The following is an 18,227-nucleotide window of genomic DNA, read 5'->3' as shown; positions in this document are numbered from 1 at the left end:
GGAATTATATGTTTAACCGCCCTCCACGATGGCTAAAGTATTAGTAGATTACTATTTTGGAGGAGGAGATTTTTTTGAATATCTATGAACAGCAAAAAAACGGACAACCGGGACAAACACAGTCCAAACAGCCTGGAATTGAATCAGAGATGAATCCACTTCCGATTCAACCAACGGACTATGTAGGAAGCGGTAAATTAAAAGATCAAGTCGCCTTGATTACAGGTGGAGATAGCGGGATCGGACGTGCGGTCGCCATCGCGTATGCAAAAGAAGGTGCCCATGTGGTCGTAAACTATTTGAACGAACATAGCGATGCAGAGGAAACGAAGAAACTGATTGAAGCGGAAGGCGTGCGATGCCTACTACTTCCTGCTGATGTTTCCGTGGAATCGAATTGTAAGGAATTAGTTCAAAAAACATTGGACGAATTCGGTAAACTAGATATCCTGGTCAATAACGCAGCCGTACAATATCCGACCGAGAAAATCGAAGATATTACGGGCGAGCAATGGGACAAAACGTTCCGCACCAATATCTATTCCGTATTTTACATGAGCAAATATGCGGTTCCACATATGAAACAAGGCAATTCGGTCATCAACACGACATCCATCAACCCTTATAGAGGACACGCGACATTGATGGATTACACTGCGACAAAAGGTGCAATCGTCGGATTCACTCGAAGCCTCGCACAGAATGTGGCAAGTAAAGGAATCCGTGTCAACATGGTAGCGCCAGGCCCAATCTGGACTCCACTTATTCCAGCGACATTCGATGAAAAATCCGTAGCTGAATTCGGCACCGAGGCACCACTCGGCCGCCCAGGTCAACCAGCCGACCACGCCGGAGCCTACGTTTTACTCGCATCGAATGAAGGTGCCTACATTACAGGACAATGCATTCATATCAATGGCGGAATTACGATGTCATCTTAATCCCAGGATTCAAAAACGACCGGGGCACAAAGCCTTCGGTCGTTTTTTCAAGGAGCACTTTTAATTAACTATTTTTTTCTCGATTTCACGAATGTAAGCATTCAAAATACCAATTTGCTCCTCTAATTTTTTCTTATGCTGAAACAAAATTTCTTTAGTATCTATATCTTCTTGTTCTAAATGTATGGTTGACATGCTTGCTCGTATCTCTTCAATCGACATGCCTAGATTTCGGAAACATCTTATTAAATTAAGGATTTCTATGTCTTTATCATCGAATATACGATGTTCTTGTTTATTTCTTTTAATAGGAGGAAGTACGTTTATCTTTTCATAATATCGAATAGTGCTTGAAGGAACCTGAGCTAAACGGCTAGCTTCTTGAATGGAATACAAAATGCTTCCTCCTTGACTTAAAGTATGGTTTAACCTTTAAGGTAAATACTATCAAACAAAAAGGAGAATGTATAATGAAAAATATCTTAGTAGTAGTCACTAATGTTTCTAAATATCCAAATCAGGAACGTGCAACAGGATTATGGTTGGGAGAAGCCGTTCACTTCGTGGACGAGGTGGAAAAAGAAGGCTATAAAATCGATTACGTTAGTCCTAAAGGTGGGTTTACACCGATTGATCCACACAGCTTGGAAGCCGATCAAATGACTGAATTGGATTGGAAATATTATTCAAACAATGAATTCTTAACGAAACTAGGCACTACTTTATCGGCAGATGAGATTAATCCTAAAGATTATGATGCCATTTATTATACAGGTGGGCACGGGGTAATGTGGGATTTCCCTGAAGATGAAAAGTTACAAAGTATCGCTAGTGCAATCCATGAAAATGGCGGGATCGTCTCAGCTGTATGCCATGGTTCTGTAGGCTTATTAAATATTAAAAATGCAGAAGGTAACTATTTAATTGCTGACAAAAAGGTTGCAGGCTTTGCAAATACGGAAGAAATCGCACTTGGACTAGACAAAACGGTTCCATTCTTAACAGAAGATGAGCTTGTCAATAGAGGAGCCAATTACGTGAAGGGCGATGACTGGGCAGCATTCGCTGTAGCTGATAATCGCGTTGTCACTGGACAAAATCCAGCATCAGGCGCGGCCGTTGCGAAAAAGGTCATAGAACTATTAAAATCCGCACAATAATAGTAGGGTATTCGAATCCAACTGTATCACGTCCCTGTGTCAGCCACTATTCTGACAACTGACATAGATGTATTCGCATTTTCTATAAAAGAAGAAGTAACCAGATGGAACATGGGTTGCTTCTTCTTTTTTTATTGGATGTAGAGATTGCTTGTTCAAGGTTGTTTGTCCAAATTAAATTACATTTACCTTCTAAATAAATCCTTCGTTTTTAAGAGCTTGAACGCCTTTTAAGTAGTTCTCCTTAGGGCGGGATACATCTCAACTCAGCCCTACTATTAAAGCACACACACTACTCTGCATTTTAATAAACATGACTTTTTTCGAAAATCTTCGAGATATTGCACTCATATTTATAGTATGATAAATATGGTTATTTTTGTATGTTTAGGTAAATTATATAAAATACGACCAAAATGAAGGCTAATGCTCGCCTTTGGTATTTACACAAGAAATGGACAAGTAGTACCTTATTTACCTAATTCGGTATTTACCCAAACGCTGTACTAGTCTGATAACTGAAACAAAGAAAACAGCTCGGCTGATTTTATGCATGTTTATGCATCTATACTTTTTATTTTTGTTCTTAATAACGACCATGAATTTAATACGTTCGTTATTTTTACTATATTAATATAATAAAAGGTGCATTTTCAGTGATTATTACGCATTATGAGGGGTTTTCGGCGATATCGGACTCATCAACAAAGTTTAGGTCTCTTTTGTTGATGAGTTTTTTGCTATTTTTCGATAAACCTTCTTCATATCGGCCCATTTCGATGGTTTCTCGGTCAAGTTGCAGCATTTATCGGTCAATATCCGTGGTTTATCGGTCAAATCCCACTATTTATCGGTCAAACGCCGCCCCTACCAAAGCTCCATCAACACAGAAAAACCCCCGGATGCAGGTGCACCCGGGGGTAGGTCGTTATTTAGTTTTAACGATTTGCGACATGATTTCGTACGAACGAACACGTGCTTCGTGATCGTAAATATGTGAGCAGACCATGATCTCGTCCACTTGCGTTTCATCAAGAAATACTTGTAGCTCATGGCTGATTTTAGTGGAATCACCAACGAATGTGTACTCCAACATCTGATTGACGGCGGCTTTTTCGTATGGACTCCAGTACGTATCCAGGTTCTCGACAGGCGGTTTCAACAGTTCCTGCCCTCCCCTGATCACGTTTAGAAAGAACAATTTCAGGGAAGTCGCCAAGCGTTCGGCTTCCTCATTCGTATCGGCTGCCACTACATTCACGCAGGCGATTGCATAGGGTTCCTTTAACTGTTCAGATGGTTGGAAGGAATCTTTATAGAGCTTTAGCGCGTCCTTTAAATACGATGGAGCAAAGTGGCTCGCAAACGCATATGGCAAGCCCATCATGCCGGCAAGTCTTGCACTGAATAGACTCGATCCGAGTATCCATAGAGGGACATTCGTGCCTTCTCCAGGAAACGCCCGGACTGGACCGGATTTATTCGTGCTTAAATAGTTTTGCAACTCGACTATATTGGAAGGAAAGTCTTCCCCGGAGCCACCGACATTCCGTCGTAGGGCCCGTGCTGTTATTTGATCCGTTCCTGGTGCTCGTCCCAAGCCTAAATCAATTCTGCCCGGGTAGAGCGATTCCAGCGTCCCGAATTGTTCAGCGACCACTAGCGGTACATGGTTCGGTAGCATGATTCCTCCAGAACCGACTCTGATTTTGGTTGTACCGCCGGCGATATAACCGATTAATAGCGAAGTGGCCGAACTTGCGACACCTGGGCTATTATGGTGCTCTGCCAACCAATATCGTTCGTAGCCAAAGTCCTCTACTTTTCTAGCCAGATCAAGTCCATTGTGAAAGGAATCCGCAGGCACTTTTCCTTGTAAAACCGTCACTAAATCCAAAACGGATAAAGAAAGGTCTTGAAGTTGTTTATTCGTGTTTTTCATGTGTGTTATCCCTTCTTCCAACAATTTCATTTCAACATATCTAAATATGTAGATATGATATGGTAAAAAAATAGGCAGAGTTTCCGCGAAATTCTACCTATAACTCTTTTTTGATGAACTCCCCTAATTCCTTGATGACTTGCTCATTACGGCGATAATAGGTCCACTTACCAATCCGTTTGGATTCCAAGAGCCCTGCCTTTTGCATCATATCAAGGTAACTGGAGATGACCGATTGTGCGAGACCCGATTTTTCCTGGATACTCCCGACGCACACGCCATCATTGAACTGTCCATCATGTTGTTGATGAATAAAGTTTTCTTCAGGATTTTTTAACCACTGTAAGATTAACTGTCTTTTTTCATTAGATAATGCTTTAAAAATGAGTAAATGATCCATGGGTTCATTATATCTATTTAAGTAGATATGTCAATCAGGTGGATTAGCCCACTTTTTTGCCCGCTTATCGATCTCTTGTATATACTTGTTCTTTCCTTCTATGTATTCAGCCATCTCATTCGGGAACACCTTCGCTAACCTTTTCTTGAGTTGGCTGTACTTATGCGCTTCTTCTGGATGGGAAATCATATAATCCCTGAATCGTACGTGACGGATAATTTCTTCATTGCCGCGTTGAAAGACATGAACATGATGAGTCCTCTTGTCCCCACCTTTCACGAAAAAACGTCGATGGGCGATTCCATACTCACCCATGGCTTCATACCCGATCCTATCCATATCCGCATTATACTCATCCACTCGATTCAACCACTTCACTTCAACCACCATATCGATGACCGGTTTGGCATGAATTGTAGGGATGGCTGTACTCCCAATATGATGGATGTTCAAAATATCGTTCACAAATATCTTTAGTAACTTTTCGCATTCATCCTGAAACATGTGCGGCCACTTCTCCTGATGAGAGACAACCTCCACTTTCCTCATACGAACCACCTTCTTCTTACACGATTTCTCTTAAGCGATTTATTACCGCACTCACCTCTTTCGCTCCGCTTCATTCATTCACACTAGCACTATACTCTTATGTTATATATTCTTGACCGACCGATAAAAACCCTTTCTATTATCCAATATAAGGAATTAGCCAAGTGCTATCCTCCCCACTTCTTGATCATACACACAAACTGATATGGTTCTTTTTACCATTTTTGTGATATAGTTTAGTAAACATAATCGATCGACTGGGGGAATCATTGTGGCAAAAAATACATCCGAGAAAGTAGTGTGGTGGCGCTTTTCCTTACTGTTCATCCTATTTTCTTCACTGTGGTTCTTTCTTTTCTATTGGATCAACAGGCAGATACATGATACGGGAGATGTCCTGTTTTACGGAACGCCCGCTAGTTCCTATTGGGTATATTTCATATGTGCAGTCGTATATGGCCTCACCACGTGGGGAATCTATTTTACGATGAAACAAGGGATCCATGAAAAATCCTTTCAGTCATTCAAAAAGGGCGCTCAATTTATGATGACATTAGCAGGATTGCCCCTCCTTCTTTCTTTGCCCTTTCTTTATTTAGGCGTGACACATGCCCTCGTAGTAAGTGACGAAAAGATTCAGTTTTCATCGTTCTGGAGTTTGAAAGAAACCGAGTATTCCTGGGAAAAAGATGTACAAGGCGTTGCCATCGACTATTCCATTACCACCACCACGAAGATTCCCCACAAACGTCATTTTAATGGTAGGTACATCATTCACTTTAAAGATGGGAAGAAAATCGATATGTGGGAAGGCATTTTGGAAGGAAATCTTCCTACGATCAAGAAGATAGATGAAATGATTCAAAAGAAGCAAATCCCTTTTGCGGTTCAACGAAAGCCATCTGCAGAAGAAATAGACGAATTCTTTAACAATAAAGACACTGAATTCATCAATGACCTTTATTCAAGGTGAAATTTTACATATTTTAAAAAGCCCGAATTGATTAATGGGAGTCAATTCGGGCTCACACTAGGTAAGTTTCCGCGTCAGTAGCCACCTTCATGCAAATCTTTAACAGAAGCTTAAATAAACGATTCCTCTAAAAAGGAATCGTCCGGCCTTCTCTTATTGACAAATGATCGTCACTTATAATCACGTGACCAATTAATAACGGGATCCTGAATACTCGGTTCATAATAAATTCCTGTGTACTCCTTCTCCTTGCCCGTGATTCTATTGGTCCGTGTCACAGTGTATTCTCCTTTATCGTAATTCTTCGTCCGATAAAATTTACGCACCTTAAATCCTTTATCTGGACCAATCAGTGTACTTTCCCCTCCGTACTCCCTCGGCTCATTTAAGCTTTCGGCCACAACACTTTCAATATCTAGAGGTGCTCCCTCAATTTTTACATCCGTATGATACACCCCATTCATTTTCTTCTTCACTTCTCCTGACGGCACGGATGCCACTTCAACCGTCTTATCCGTATGTTCCGAAAAGGATTTCGTGACGTTATATGTATACAAAACATGCATGGGACTGCTCTTCACCTTTTTTGCTAGCGGAGGAGTCACCGATATCATAATGACAATGGCTACAAGCAGGGTCAGTACAATAATGATTTTTCTTTTCCTTTTCATAATTTCTCCTTCTTTAAACGCTTTGGTTTATTAGGACCCACTACCAAAGTAGCAAACACTAAAACCAGAAGAAAAAGTATACACCCCAAACTCGTGTTATTTTCTGTAAAAAACGCATTCGGGACAAGCTGTGCACCTATCAGGATATTCAAGATATAGGTCGATAAAAACCCGGCGTACGCGATGCAACGCAAATAGGATCCATATAACACCCTTTTTTGTATCGTTTCGTTATGTTTTCTAAGCAGTAATAACTGTTGAAGCTGCATGGCAAATCCGCATGTGAATGCGATGACCAAAATCCCGGTGATAAGATAATCCATCCCCTCACTCATTTGTACCTCCCCCTACTTCGTCTTCTTTGGTCCCTTTCTTATCACTATTATCTGCCCATAGCCACATCATAAAGGTATAAAATGTAACGTAAAACAATGAATCAAATAAGTTTTCCATCCAATGGAATTCATGCTCCTCTTTAAAATCCCAATATACCTTCATAGCAAAAATGCCAATAAAGAACAGGGTGAATTTCAAGTAAGCATGTTTTCTTATATAAGCCATCCAATTCTCCTATCCATCACAATCTGTGACCCCATTATATACGATTCGAACATGAAAAAGTTTCTAAATAAGGATTAAAATTGGATGATAACACAAAAAAAGACCGCCTAACCGGCGGTCCCTTCATCATTTTACATCCGTAAATCCGTATTCTTCAAAAATCTTCATGGCCTCTTCCGTTTGGAGGTAGCCATAGAATAACTGGGCTTCTTTTGGATGTGAGCTATCCTTGATCACACCTGCTGGATAGATGATCGGGTCATGTAAATCTTCCCCAGCCGTTGCGACGATATCCACTTTCGATGAAGTCAGCGCATCCGTTTTATACACCATGCCTGCATCGACATTCTCCGTTTCCACATATGTAAGCACTTGGCGAACATCTTTGGCATAGATCACATTCTCTTCAACCTCTTCCCAAAGACCGCTGTTTTTCAGCGTTTGCAACGCATACTGACCTGCGGGAACGGATTCAGGAGTGCCAATTGATAGTTTCGTAGCTTTCGTAACATCTTCCAACGTCTTGATCTCTTTATCCGATTCCTTTGAAACCACCAACACAAGCTCATTGCCGACTAGGTCGGTGCCTTGTTTTTCATCGATAAGCCCCTCATCGACTAACGTATCGAATTTATCTTCTGCCGCTGAGAAAAATAGGTCGACAGGTGCTCCTTTGGAAATTTGTTGTTGTAGTGCTCCTGACGCTCCAAAATTAAAGTTCACATTCACATTTGGCGTTTCTTTTTCAAAACTTGCTTTAATGTCGTTCAAGGCATCCTGCAAACTTGCAGCTGCCGAAATGGTCAAATCGACTTGCTTCGTTGCTTCCTGTTTTTTCGTTTCTGTGTTTTCATCCGATGAACATCCAGCTCCGATTATCATGACAAACATAATCGAGATAATAAGATATAATTTCTTCAAAATCGATCTTCCTTTCTTTCTAGTTATAATTAGTTATAACTAGTTATAACTAATTATAATAATAAAAAGGATGAAATGTAATACTTAATTTTTCCCTCTTGTAATTTATTTATGTAAGCCACTAGGATACAATAAAGTTGGAGGGATGCACATCATGTCGAAAGAGCTATCCTATACGATCGAAGAAGTATCACAATTATTAAAGGTATCCAAACTAACGATCTATGATTTGGTTAAAAAAGGCGAGCTCCCTGTCTTCCGGGTCGGCAGGCAGATGAGAATGGATGCAAAAGACTTGGACGACTACATTCAAGGTCATAAGTCCCCATCCACCACAGCTCCGGTTACCGAAAATCAAAAAGCGCAATCGAAGGAATCGCATAACCTTGTCATAAGCGGACAGGATATGGTCCTAGATATTCTTGGTCAATATATCGAAAAGGATTCACCTTATAAAACGTTACGGTCCTACACCGGCAGTTTGAACGGACTGATCTCGATGTACAACGGGGAAGCGGATATTGCCAGCATGCATATGTTTGACGGAGATACAGGAGAATATAACCTTCCTTACATAAAGAAAATTTTGGTTGGATATCCCTATATGTTAATCAACCTTGTTTCAAGGAAAGCAGGTTTTTACGTCCAAAAGGGCAACCCGCTCCATCTCCACACATGGTCTGACTTGAATCAGGACTTGACGATCATCAATCGTGAAAGAGGGTCCGGCGCCCGTATCCTGCTTGATGAGCAGCTTAGACTCCATCAGATATCCGCTCAAAGCCTTAAGGGCTATGAACACGAAGAAACCAATCATCTGAGTGTGGCCTCGACTGTCTCGGCAGGGATGGCGGATGTTGGGATTGGTATCGAAAAGGCGGCCAAAATCGTCGGGGTGGACTTCGTTCCATTAATAACCGAACGGTACGATTTGGTCATTCTAAAGACTCCGAAAAATGACCAGCTTCTAACGATGGTTAAGGAGATATTAACATCGAAACCCTTTCAGTCCGAAATCAACGCATTGGGTGATTACGACATATCCAGGACGGGTTCGATCATTTGTGAAACATTTTAAACGGGGAGGACTCTTTGAGGAGCCTTCCCGTTTGGCATGCCTTCCAATCATTAATAATTTTTCCTCTGTAAAAGCAGGCTTGATGACGAAGGATAGTGAATATAGTAGGAAACACTATTTCTTTTATAGGAGGCTTTGAACGTGAATGTTCTAGGAAAATACAAAGAATTCCCCGCTGCTCTTCAGGCATTGACTAAATTAGATCAAGATTTACAAAAGGAGGGACACAGCTTATTCGATCAGTTATCCCTATTCTTACAAGATGATGATTATTCCTACGATGTCACGCCCTATGATGTCATCCCATTTGCAAGCATTGGGGCTGATGGGATTCACTATGGGTTCCTCACCGATTTTGGCAGGGTGCAACAATTAGACGAGGCCTTCATCGTTTGTGTGAGCCCCATGAATTTCGGAAATCACGTAAAAATCATTGCTAGAAATCTTGCAGAATTCATAGATGTAATTCTGACCTTGAATGATGCCTCGGTGATCGAAAACCTATTAGGTTATTCAAAAAAAGAAGAATATCAGGAATTTTCGGATTGGGTCACTAAAGAAGCAACCGCGGATCCGGAGTTTTCAGCGCAAAGTGCCTACGTCTGCAACAGGATCCAACAAGAACTCAACCGTAAACCCCTTGATGATTTATACGAATATGTCGAAGTCACTGTACGTGAGCAAAGAAAAAAAGTGGCCTCCCTCCCTACTTTTGATACATTAGGGGTTGTAAGCGATGACCGTCCTAATCAGGAGAGATTTTCCATGAACAGAGATTCAACGATCAATCTAAAAGACTTGGAGAAATTTTTTGATAGAAATGATGAGGCAACCAAATTAGCAACCATCCGAAACTTGCAATATTTCTACCTCATACAGGAAGACGATGAATTGAAAAGATGTGTGAAAGCCGAAATGCTGAAGATGGGTTTGACGGATGAAGTGAACAGGATGGACATGACATGATAAGTGAGGCGTTCCCATGGTTTTAATAATGGATGAACTATATGGAACCTGCTTCTACCTTATCAGAAACTATTAAAACGATGAACGAAAGCGCTAAACGGAAAGCCAAAAAAGGAATGTACGTGAAGATCATTTCAAACTGACCATCGTCTCCCCCTCTGATTCAAATCAATAGAAAAAGCATGTTTTGAAACCATCAAAACATGCCCTTCTATCATTTATTGTTCTTTCAAAATAGGCTGCCTAGCTGTTAGCCCATGAAAAAACTCTGGATGGAAACCAAGAAAACAAAGAAAGCAATCCCGATGCTCAGGTGTCCCTTAAAGCCTTTTTTGTCTTTTTGGAGTTCGGCTATCCCTGTCACCAGTATAAGCGCCCCTAAGAAAAACATATAATACGGCATTAACTCGGTTTCAGTTTTTAGACTATAAGTGGCTAGACTAATAACCATGGCTGCTAAGATGATTTTTACTACTTTCAAGGAATTAATTCCTCCTATTTATGTATGATTTCTTAATCATACCATTTATCATCTTTTCATTTATGAGGACATTGAACGTTTCTTTAGTTTACTGACGTGCTGGGGCCAAATAAAAAAGGCTGCCGCAGTAACCTTCTCCAAAATACTAGCCTCTATTTACATTCAGCCATTCTTCATTATTCCATTCAGCAGGCATGCCGCCTAAACGCGGGAATTTGATTGTCGCGTCATTCGATTGGACAAAAGCTAGTAATTTAATGTCCTCCAGTAAAAATCGCCAAGCGTTTGTTTGAACGATATCCAACAATCGATAAGCAACTTCCGGTTCCTTATTTGCGAATAAGTCGTAATTCTTAAACACCAAGACCATCCCTCTTCCTTCTGGGGCCATATCTGATAAACAGTCATGAAAGGCATCCAAATTCTTTCCGTAATAATCCGGAAAGTGGAGTATCGATGCCAAGTCATTATGGTAACTTTCCAAATCCCACTTTGAACAATCCATTACATGGATTTCGAATCCTTCACGAGAAATATCTGAAATACATGCATCCAATAATTCTGTCCTCTGAAATAGCTTAACAGCACCATTTAAAAGGAGACTTTTCCAAAGTTCCACGGTCATCACCTCGCTAAAGAATCAATAAAATTAAAAGAACAAACGAATGGGTGGTGGATAGCCTGCTTCGGGTAAAAAATAAGCAACGAACGTGAAAAAAGTGATCAATACAGAAAAGAATAGGATGCATAGCGAGATGGCACCATATGATTTTTTCGCTAGTAAATAGGCGCTGATCAATAAACTGACAAACCCAATCACCAAGCCAGTAGCAGCACCTATATAGACATGCAGGTTAGAAAGAATTCCGGTGAAAAAAACGAAGAAAAACACGGATTCCAGTATGATGGCAAGGGCCAGTAAACCTTTTGATTTTCGCTCTGATATTTCCGTAGTTTTTATTTTAACCGCTCCCTTCCCTTGGCCATTCCGCCTATTCCCTCCGAAGGAATAACCAATTATTTCAAAACCGCTTCCTAAATGTAACCACAGTTGTATAATATAGAGAAGACATAAAATTCCACTTGAGGGGAGGGCACATTATGGTTGGCACAATAACCGTTGTCATGATATTCTCTATTCCTATTATCGCGATCGTGACAAACCATTTTCAGGAACAAGCGAAAATTAAGCATAAAATGCTTAAAGACGAAATAGAACTCGAAAAACTCAAACACGAAAACTATCTGATAGAAACAGAGAAGTTAAGGATTGAACTCGATCAAATGAAGCTTCATTCTCCTGCCGATGAATCCAAAACTCTCTAATCTTTTTCCGCTTAGAAACAGAGATCAACATGGACGTTCATTTCTTCCACCACGATACACTTCAACCTCCGCTTTTCATGAAACGGTCCCATTACTTTTGATAATAAATACCACTTCTATAGGCACAAGGAAGGTCATATCTTAGTTAAAAACCACTAGGGAAAATTCACCCTATAAAAAATGAATTATTTTACAAACTTTTAAGGCTTTTGTAGTTATATTATAGTAGAATTATCACGAGGTGGGAAAGCATCATGAGCAAATCAAATTATAAAAAAGTATTTATTTCTCTTTTATGTCTAACTGTGGTTTTGGGCTTGTCCGGATTGGCTATTAAACTGTTGAAAAATAAGCATACAGTTTCCGCTTATTCCATAGATGAAAATTATCCGGATGCGGATATTCAAACGGATGTTAACGATTATACAAAAGGTGGATTTTCAGTAAGCAGGCCGATATTCCATCAAGAGTCAATCGATGAGCAGCTAGAATCCTATATTCATAAAGAAATAAAGGAGTATCAAAAGAAATGGAAGGCTGTCGATGGAGAAGCTTCTTCTGAGTTGAACATCACTTATGAAATCCTTCATTTCAGCAAACAGACCATCACGATTTCCTTCGATAAATATCAACAAATTGCAGGTAAAAAACAATCGGAATATAACATTTTCACATATGATATTCCCTCTCAAGAAATCCTCTCTTTAGATGACATTTTTTATTCTGATACTGATTATTTATCGGTCTTATCCGACATTGCCTTTGAAGAGTTAAGTGATAAGAAAGACAAAACACTTACCGAAGACATGATCAAGAAAATGACAGATCCGAAAATGGACAATTTTGATTCATTTTCCGTATTGAAAAACACGCTGGTTTTCTATATGAAACCGAAAAAAGACGGAGATTCATCCACCATACAATCCATCGCTATCAAAAAAGAGTTATTCAAAGATAGCTTGCTAGATACATATCAAAACAAGGACATGAATCAAGATCGCGTGAAGGAAAGGCAGCCCAAGCATATTGTCGCCAAGCTTCCTCCAAAGAATGATTGGATCGATCCATCCCAAAAGGTGATCGCCCTCACATTCGATGACGGACCTCACCCTGACAATACGACGGCCATCCTGAAGTCCTTGAACAAACATCAAGCACATGCGACCTTCTTCGTATTAGGAAGCCGTGTCGAGCACTATCCAGAGGTCTTGCAAAAAATGATTGCACAAGGAAATGAAATCGGGAACCATTCCTGGGATCATCCGCAACTGACACGCCTAAACAAGAAAAAGATCAAGAGTCAAATTAACAAAACACAACTTGCCGTCCTAAAAGCCAGCGGTTACGAGCCATCCCTTATCCGTCCGCCATATGGTGCAATAAACGATAAGGTCCGCAAACATATAGGCGATATGGATGTCGCACTCTGGGAAATAGACCCGGAAGACTGGAAGCTCCGGAACAAGAAGAAAGTGGTCCGCAAAGTCATGAACAAAGCGGAAGACGGGAAGATCATCCTCATGCACGACATTTACAAAACCAGCGCCCAAGCGGCTGACGAAATCATAAAACAGCTGGACCAGCAAGGCTACCAACTCGTTACGGTGTCCGAACTTGAAAAAGTGAAACAAGACCGTAAACGATATGGAACCAAAGTAAAAAAATAAATGTGAAGAGCCTGTTTTGTCACTAAAACAGGCTCTTTTCTGTAAAAAGGGGCTAAACCGAAAGTACTTCATACGATACTCGAACAAAACCGCTTTATGTAGAATTCAACAAAGCCTGGGACACGCCGATCCCAAGACCACAATGATCTATAGATATATAATATTTTTCTACAACAACCAAAATTGAGCAGCTTGAGAAAGAATAGATTTTCACAGTATAGGCGCCTTTGCTGTCTCTAATATTTTTAAGGCTGCCTTAACCCGTACCTTGGCCTTCTCTAAAAAAATACCTATAGAAGAAACACTCTTTTCTAAGTGTCCAATCTATAGGTATCCGTTTAGGTAAGCTAGATTCTCTTTTTACTTTTGATAAGTAGGTTTATTTATAGCGATTAAAATCCAAAAAACCATAATAATAGGGATAAAGAATAGGTTTACATTAATTCTTTCATGTACCACTAGAGAAAATACATCATTAATGATTAAACTGATTAAACTTAATAGAACACATATAAGTAATGAATGTGTAGCTAATTTTAATTTTTTCACCCTCGAAAATTCAGGTACGTTAAACATAAAAGTTCACCCCTTAGTTTCGATCATTTTACCAGTATCCTAGAGTTTTACAGGCACTTTTAACCTTAGGTCGATTGTTTCCCCATTTATGGCAAGCTTTATTGGCACCCAACTTGTACATATCTTGAACAATAGTAGTTGCTATTGTCATACCAACAATTGTTCCAAAAATAACTTTAAGCGTTTTTTCAAGTGCAGTTGGTGGAGCAGCATGGCGCCCCTTGGCCTCAGCTGTAAGTTCCTCAATTTGTATTATATCATCTTGTTTAAGAATTTCTTTTTCAAGAAACTTTGACTCATTTGTAATCCCATTTAACTCTTCAACAGAAATATCTGCTAGTGCTAGTTTAAGATTATCAATTTCAGTGCTAGATAATCCATTACTTTTAGCATAATCTAAGTCTAATAATATTTTATTATCCTCTTCTGCTATCCCATTTTGGATAATCTCTAAAACTGATAGGATTTTTCCCTTTTCAACTTCTGTTGGTAATTCATCAGCATATGCAGAGCTCTTTGTTTTAATAGATATCGGTGAAAGTACGATACCAAAAAGTAATACTAGTGAAATAACATAATACCCCTGTCAAATATAGAGGCATAAAATACTAATATATTAAAACAACTTATTACCCATATATTTCCTATACTAAAAAGGCACTTAATCAATTGATTGAAATTTTTATGTAATTCCGTATTTCAGCGAATTTTCATCTCCTTTGTAGGTAAATCAGGCCGGTTATTCCCCGTATAGATCCTTCCGGTCGCAGCCGTGTAGAATGAATAGGCTATCTGTGTGTGTCCGTTCATCTTTCACATAATAACTTCTCTCAGGACTTTTTGTACTTTCTTTGGTTTCACCCTTATCAAATTTTATCCGGTGGAAAAAAAGGTGTCTTTCCATTTTGAAACAAAAAAACTGTAGGCACACTCGATTTTAATCGAGTGTGCCTACAGTTTAAGGCCTGTGATTATATCTCACAGGCCCGTTTTTCTATATAATCAACCAAGATCCACATTGTGGTAAACTTGTTGAACGTCTTCTAAGTCCTCTAATGCATCAATCATTTTTTCGAATTGCTCTTGTGCATCAGCAGGAAGTGTTAGGTCATTTTGTGCAAGCATGGTAAGCTCGGCAACCGTGAACTCCGTGATGCCTGCATCTTTGAATGCTCGTTGTACAGCATGGAATTGATCAGGTTCCGCATACACGATAACCGATTCTTCTTCATCGATGATATCACGAACATCAACGTCCGCTTCCATCAATAATTCTAGTACTTCTTCGGAATTCTTTCCTTCTATCCCGAAAACGGCCGTGGCATCGAACATATAGGCAACAGATCCGCTGACCCCCATGTTTCCTCCATTTTTACCGAAAGCGGCACGTACATCAGAAGCAGTACGGTTAACGTTGTTTGTCAGTGCGTCCACAATCACCATTGATCCATTAGGTCCGAAGCCTTCATAGCGAAGTTCATCATAGTTCTCTTCAGAACCACCTTTTGCCTTCTCGATTGCACGGTCAATGATCGCTCTTGGTACATTGTACGTTTTCGCACGTTCCAATACGACACGTAAAGCCTGATTCGATTCCGGATCAGGTTCACCTTGTTTGGCTACCACATAAATTTCACGTCCGAATTTTGCATAAATACGGCTAGTATTCGCATCTTTAGACGCTTTTTTTTCCTTGATATTATTCCACTTACGACCCATTATATTCCACTCTCTTTCATCATTGGATAAACAAAAATCGATTGATATGGTAAATTCCATTACCATTTTTCCATAGATCCACGAGTGAATCTACAAATTATATTCTAGTAAAAATATCACATACCGTCACTCGCTTATATTATACATCAATTGCATTAATTTGAAAAAGTCCTACACACTATGAATTTTCCACTAGAAAAAGTATCAGGTCTGCCTTCTGTTTCTTATCCCTACAGTAATCATGGCCAGAATCAGGAATACCATCCCTATACTCACGCCAATAAGCATGGAGTATTCCGAGACACTCCTTAACGCTAACCCCAAAAAAATGCAGGAACTGAATAAGAGCAAACAAATCGAGGTATAGTTTTTCAAAAGAATCGCCCCTTTTCCACTATTATACAATAAGACAAACCGGCAGAAGACGTAGTATAGTAAAAAAAAGAAAGTCGAGGTGCGTCATGACGGAAATTATTATCGGGATACCTGGAGTGTGGAAGAACCGCACGGAATTGATTCAGGCGGTGGCTACGCAAAGCGATGGATACCTGTTGGCTGGACACGTTTTGCATAACAAAGAAAAGAATATTACATTTCCTATCGAAGTGTATGAGTATGAACCTCATTTGAAAGAGGCCTTCGATTATGCCAGTAAAGGGGCATTTCCTGAAAGTCTGTTGACCGAAATCGATCATCATACCTTCACGGTCTATATCATTGCCGAAGTATCTGACTTCGAGGCCGTCATAAACCTGATAGATGCTGGGTCTGCCTTGCTTAAAGCGGGTGGCATGGCTGTGAAAATCGAAACGGCGGGCATGGCTCATACGAAGGAAGCCTGGCAAACTTTACAGAAGAACCCGGATATCATCCCGGTTTATGCCCACTTTGTCACCATCATTGGTGAGGAAGACCACTATGGTTCGTTCGGAATGAAGGCATTCGGCCTTCCCGATGTCGTCACGCCAAACACGATGAGCCCAAAAGATGCGGTGACGTTACTGAGCACCTTCAACTTTTATAACCTTGGGGAAAGACCTACCTTCACAAATGGCCAGGATTTCCGGATAAAATCGGATGCCCCCACCTTTACATTGACTAGCCGTCAAGACTTCAGGTACGAGGAAGACCATCCTTTTTACAACCCGTATGGATTGTGGAGTTTAGAAAAATAACGGGTTATGCCATATAATGATCAGGAAGCCACTTATACAGAATAGGTGGCTTTTTCATAAATCCTTCTCCATGTTCCTTTAAGGTGATTCCCCATCCAATCTCTGAGATTTCAGCAGTTCCCTTTACCGGTTTTCTAATTGTTCGGTGAAATGACGAACGTGTTCACCCATTTCCTTATAGCGCGTCCAATGAAGATAATGATGGCCTTCTAAGACCACGAGTTCATTTAATGGGTTCTCCCCCAATTGTGATCGATAAAACGTCTCGTTCGTTTTACCATCTTCGGTTACCTTATCTCTTTTGGCAGCAAAGATCAGGAGCGGCATGTTTGAAGGGAAGGACATCTCCTTCGTCTTGTTCACATTCTCCTCTATCGCATTTGCTTCATCGACAATATTTCGGTTGTACACTTTCCAAGCCGTAATCGTTTTGGTCATGTCTAGATTTTCTTCTGAATATATACCCTCATCCGCAATCGGCAGGACATTTTCCGCGCTCACGTAAGAAGCTATTCGTGCCAATCCAGTGGGTGCAACATACTTCATATAGGCAGGCATGCTAGGAGCAGGCTCCTCAAAATACTCCAATGCCTTTGGTAACGTGAAATCCACTCCGATAATGGCTTTGATCTCGTTTGGATATTCATGGGCATAGTACATGCTATAGATTCCGGATAGGGAGTGGGGCATCAATATGTATGGACCTTCTATCTTTGATTTTTTCAGGGCCGTTCGTATTTCCTCCACGATATTTTCCACGGTCCTCTCCTTATCTGTCAGCTCACTCCAACCATAGCCAAATGGCTCCACTACGACGATTTTATTATCCTTTGCCATCTCGTCAATCAATGGTTCGTAATCCAAGACAGGCGCCGCCGTTCCTAAACCGCTTAATAGAACAATCGTATGCTCCCCCTCTCCTTTGGTATACACATGCATCTCCTTTCCATCCACTTCCACCATTTGCCCCCATGCCGGATGTTTCTTTTGTTCATAGGCCTTCATGACCGTATGGAAAGCGACCCAAGCCAAGGATATGGCCACAACAAATAATAGGATTGACCGTATAACCCTGAGCGTCCTATTTCTCTTTTTCATGTTCATCCCCTTTCCCTTCTATA

The 18,227-nt window shown here is 40.4% G+C and carries 21 protein-coding genes; 8 read left to right on the top strand and 13 right to left on the bottom strand.

The annotated features are described in order from the left end of the window. The first annotated feature begins 74 nt into the window (after positions 1-74). Complete coding sequence (locus tag ACIQXR_RS15895) at positions 75-941, top strand: SDR family oxidoreductase (protein WP_402957193.1); 867 nt, start codon at positions 75-77, stop codon at positions 939-941. 60 nt (positions 942-1,001) lie between these two features. Here ACIQXR_RS15895 and ACIQXR_RS15890 read toward each other — a convergent pair whose 3' ends face one another. After that, positions 1,002-1,337 (bottom strand): MerR family transcriptional regulator, encoded by a 336-nt coding sequence (locus ACIQXR_RS15890; protein WP_403080368.1) that lies wholly within the window; start codon positions 1,335-1,337, stop codon positions 1,002-1,004. Positions 1,338-1,411: 74 nt separating this feature from the next. Between ACIQXR_RS15890 and ACIQXR_RS15885 the strand changes: the two genes are divergently transcribed. Then, positions 1,412-2,101, top strand: a complete 690-nt coding sequence (locus tag ACIQXR_RS15885) for a type 1 glutamine amidotransferase domain-containing protein (RefSeq protein WP_403080366.1) — start codon at positions 1,412-1,414, stop codon at positions 2,099-2,101. Positions 2,102-3,029: 928 nt separating this feature from the next. Here ACIQXR_RS15885 and ACIQXR_RS15880 read toward each other — a convergent pair. From ACIQXR_RS15880 to ACIQXR_RS15870, 3 genes are all read right to left on the bottom strand, one after another. After that, a complete protein-coding gene (locus tag ACIQXR_RS15880) occupies positions 3,030-4,043 on the bottom strand; it encodes an LLM class flavin-dependent oxidoreductase (protein ID WP_403080364.1) in 1,014 nt (337 codons plus the stop codon). 97 nt (positions 4,044-4,140) lie between these two features. After that, complete coding sequence (locus tag ACIQXR_RS15875) at positions 4,141-4,443, bottom strand: ArsR/SmtB family transcription factor (protein WP_402874996.1); 303 nt, start codon at positions 4,441-4,443, stop codon at positions 4,141-4,143. A gap of 30 nt (positions 4,444-4,473) precedes the next feature. Beyond that, on the bottom strand, positions 4,474-4,992 hold the full coding sequence (locus tag ACIQXR_RS15870) for a GrpB family protein (protein ID WP_402874999.1): 519 nt from the start codon (positions 4,990-4,992) through the stop codon (positions 4,474-4,476). A gap of 271 nt (positions 4,993-5,263) precedes the next feature. Between ACIQXR_RS15870 and ACIQXR_RS15865 the strand changes: the two genes are divergently transcribed. Continuing rightward, complete coding sequence (locus ACIQXR_RS15865; RefSeq protein ID WP_402875002.1) at positions 5,264-5,965, top strand: hypothetical protein; 702 nt, start codon at positions 5,264-5,266, stop codon at positions 5,963-5,965. 170 nt (positions 5,966-6,135) lie between these two features. Here ACIQXR_RS15865 and ACIQXR_RS15860 read toward each other — a convergent pair whose 3' ends face one another. The 4 genes from ACIQXR_RS15860 to modA all read right to left on the bottom strand — a co-directional run bounded on the left by ACIQXR_RS15860 (position 6,136) and on the right by modA (position 8,118). After that, a complete protein-coding gene (locus ACIQXR_RS15860) occupies positions 6,136-6,636 on the bottom strand; it encodes a hypothetical protein (protein ID WP_402875005.1) in 501 nt (166 codons plus the stop codon). Further along, positions 6,633-6,971 (bottom strand): hypothetical protein, encoded by a 339-nt coding sequence (locus tag ACIQXR_RS15855; RefSeq protein ID WP_403080362.1) that lies wholly within the window; start codon positions 6,969-6,971, stop codon positions 6,633-6,635. The genes ACIQXR_RS15860 and ACIQXR_RS15855 overlap by 4 nt, the downstream gene beginning before the upstream one ends. Continuing rightward, a complete protein-coding gene (locus ACIQXR_RS15850; RefSeq protein ID WP_402875010.1) occupies positions 6,964-7,197 on the bottom strand; it encodes a hypothetical protein in 234 nt (77 codons plus the stop codon). Before ACIQXR_RS15850 ends, ACIQXR_RS15855 begins: the two co-directional genes overlap by 8 nt. A 126-nt stretch (positions 7,198-7,323) precedes the next feature. After that, positions 7,324-8,118 (bottom strand): molybdate ABC transporter substrate-binding protein, encoded by a 795-nt coding sequence (gene modA / locus ACIQXR_RS15845; protein WP_403080361.1) that lies wholly within the window; start codon positions 8,116-8,118, stop codon positions 7,324-7,326. A 154-nt stretch (positions 8,119-8,272) separates the two neighbouring features. On the opposite strand from modA, the gene ACIQXR_RS15840 reads away from it, so the two are divergent. Both ACIQXR_RS15840 and ACIQXR_RS15835 read left to right on the top strand, forming a co-directional pair. Next, entirely contained in the window at positions 8,273-9,196 is a 924-nt protein-coding gene (locus ACIQXR_RS15840; protein ID WP_403080359.1) for a substrate-binding domain-containing protein, read from the top strand. Positions 9,197-9,337: 141 nt separating this feature from the next. Beyond that, entirely contained in the window at positions 9,338-10,162 is an 825-nt protein-coding gene (locus tag ACIQXR_RS15835) for a hypothetical protein (RefSeq protein WP_402875018.1), read from the top strand. A gap of 250 nt (positions 10,163-10,412) precedes the next feature. On the opposite strand, the gene ACIQXR_RS15830 is transcribed toward ACIQXR_RS15835, so the two are convergent. From ACIQXR_RS15830 to ACIQXR_RS15820, 3 genes are all read right to left on the bottom strand, one after another. Beyond that, entirely contained in the window at positions 10,413-10,643 is a 231-nt protein-coding gene (locus tag ACIQXR_RS15830) for a DUF3953 domain-containing protein (protein WP_402875021.1), read from the bottom strand. A gap of 145 nt (positions 10,644-10,788) precedes the next feature. Then, positions 10,789-11,262 (bottom strand): barstar family protein, encoded by a 474-nt coding sequence (locus ACIQXR_RS15825; protein ID WP_402875024.1) that lies wholly within the window; start codon positions 11,260-11,262, stop codon positions 10,789-10,791. Positions 11,263-11,292: 30 nt separating this feature from the next. Then, complete coding sequence (locus tag ACIQXR_RS15820; protein ID WP_403080358.1) at positions 11,293-11,466, bottom strand: hypothetical protein; 174 nt, start codon at positions 11,464-11,466, stop codon at positions 11,293-11,295. A 278-nt stretch (positions 11,467-11,744) separates the two neighbouring features. Between ACIQXR_RS15820 and ACIQXR_RS15815 the strand changes: the two genes are divergently transcribed. Then, on the top strand, positions 11,745-11,969 hold the full coding sequence (locus tag ACIQXR_RS15815) for a hypothetical protein (RefSeq protein ID WP_402875029.1): 225 nt from the start codon (positions 11,745-11,747) through the stop codon (positions 11,967-11,969). A gap of 254 nt (positions 11,970-12,223) precedes the next feature. After that, a complete protein-coding gene (locus ACIQXR_RS15810) occupies positions 12,224-13,636 on the top strand; it encodes a polysaccharide deacetylase family protein (protein ID WP_402875031.1) in 1,413 nt (470 codons plus the stop codon). Between the two features lie 1,578 nt (positions 13,637-15,214). Here ACIQXR_RS15810 and ACIQXR_RS15805 read toward each other — a convergent pair. Next, positions 15,215-15,931, bottom strand: coding sequence for a YebC/PmpR family DNA-binding transcriptional regulator (locus ACIQXR_RS15805; RefSeq protein WP_402875243.1), 717 nt, complete (start codon positions 15,929-15,931; stop codon positions 15,215-15,217). Positions 15,932-16,392: 461 nt separating this feature from the next. Between ACIQXR_RS15805 and ACIQXR_RS15800 the strand changes: the two genes are divergently transcribed. Then, positions 16,393-17,106 (top strand): endopeptidase, encoded by a 714-nt coding sequence (locus ACIQXR_RS15800; protein WP_402875034.1) that lies wholly within the window; start codon positions 16,393-16,395, stop codon positions 17,104-17,106. A 123-nt stretch (positions 17,107-17,229) separates the two neighbouring features. Here ACIQXR_RS15800 and ACIQXR_RS15795 read toward each other — a convergent pair whose 3' ends face one another. Then, entirely contained in the window at positions 17,230-18,204 is a 975-nt protein-coding gene (locus tag ACIQXR_RS15795; RefSeq protein ID WP_402875035.1) for an alpha/beta fold hydrolase, read from the bottom strand. Positions 18,205-18,227 lie beyond the last annotated feature (23 nt).

The sequence above is a fragment of the Peribacillus sp. NPDC097224 genome (genome assembly GCF_044761985.1).
Classification (GTDB): Bacteria; Bacillota; Bacilli; order Bacillales; family DSM-1321; genus Peribacillus.
The sequence above is the reverse complement of the archived record's forward strand: the minus strand, read 5'-3'. Positions and strand labels throughout refer to the sequence as shown.

Bases quoted from the DNA above. Each gene is read 5' to 3' on its own strand.
- ACIQXR_RS15885 (WP_403080366.1), top strand. From the start codon at position 1,412: ATGAAAAATATCTTAGTAGTAGTCACTAATGTTTCTAAATATCCAAAT.
- ACIQXR_RS15795 (WP_402875035.1), bottom strand. From the start codon at position 18,204: ATGAAAAAGAGAAATAGGACGCTCAGGGTTATACGGTCAATCCTATTA.
- ACIQXR_RS15805 (WP_402875243.1), bottom strand. From the start codon at position 15,931: ATGGGTCGTAAGTGGAATAATATCAAGGAAAAAAAAGCGTCTAAAGAT.
- ACIQXR_RS15855 (WP_403080362.1), bottom strand. From the start codon at position 6,971: ATGAGTGAGGGGATGGATTATCTTATCACCGGGATTTTGGTCATCGCA.
- ACIQXR_RS15850 (WP_402875010.1), bottom strand. From the start codon at position 7,197: ATGGCTTATATAAGAAAACATGCTTACTTGAAATTCACCCTGTTCTTT.
- ACIQXR_RS15800 (WP_402875034.1), top strand. From the start codon at position 16,393: ATGACGGAAATTATTATCGGGATACCTGGAGTGTGGAAGAACCGCACG.
- ACIQXR_RS15870 (WP_402874999.1), bottom strand. From the start codon at position 4,992: ATGAGGAAAGTGGAGGTTGTCTCTCATCAGGAGAAGTGGCCGCACATG.
- ACIQXR_RS15810 (WP_402875031.1), top strand. From the start codon at position 12,224: ATGAGCAAATCAAATTATAAAAAAGTATTTATTTCTCTTTTATGTCTA.
- ACIQXR_RS15840 (WP_403080359.1), top strand. From the start codon at position 8,273: ATGTCGAAAGAGCTATCCTATACGATCGAAGAAGTATCACAATTATTA.
- ACIQXR_RS15815 (WP_402875029.1), top strand. From the start codon at position 11,745: ATGGTTGGCACAATAACCGTTGTCATGATATTCTCTATTCCTATTATC.
- ACIQXR_RS15880 (WP_403080364.1), bottom strand. From the start codon at position 4,043: ATGAAAAACACGAATAAACAACTTCAAGACCTTTCTTTATCCGTTTTG.
- ACIQXR_RS15875 (WP_402874996.1), bottom strand. From the start codon at position 4,443: ATGGATCATTTACTCATTTTTAAAGCATTATCTAATGAAAAAAGACAG.
- ACIQXR_RS15860 (WP_402875005.1), bottom strand. From the start codon at position 6,636: ATGAAAAGGAAAAGAAAAATCATTATTGTACTGACCCTGCTTGTAGCC.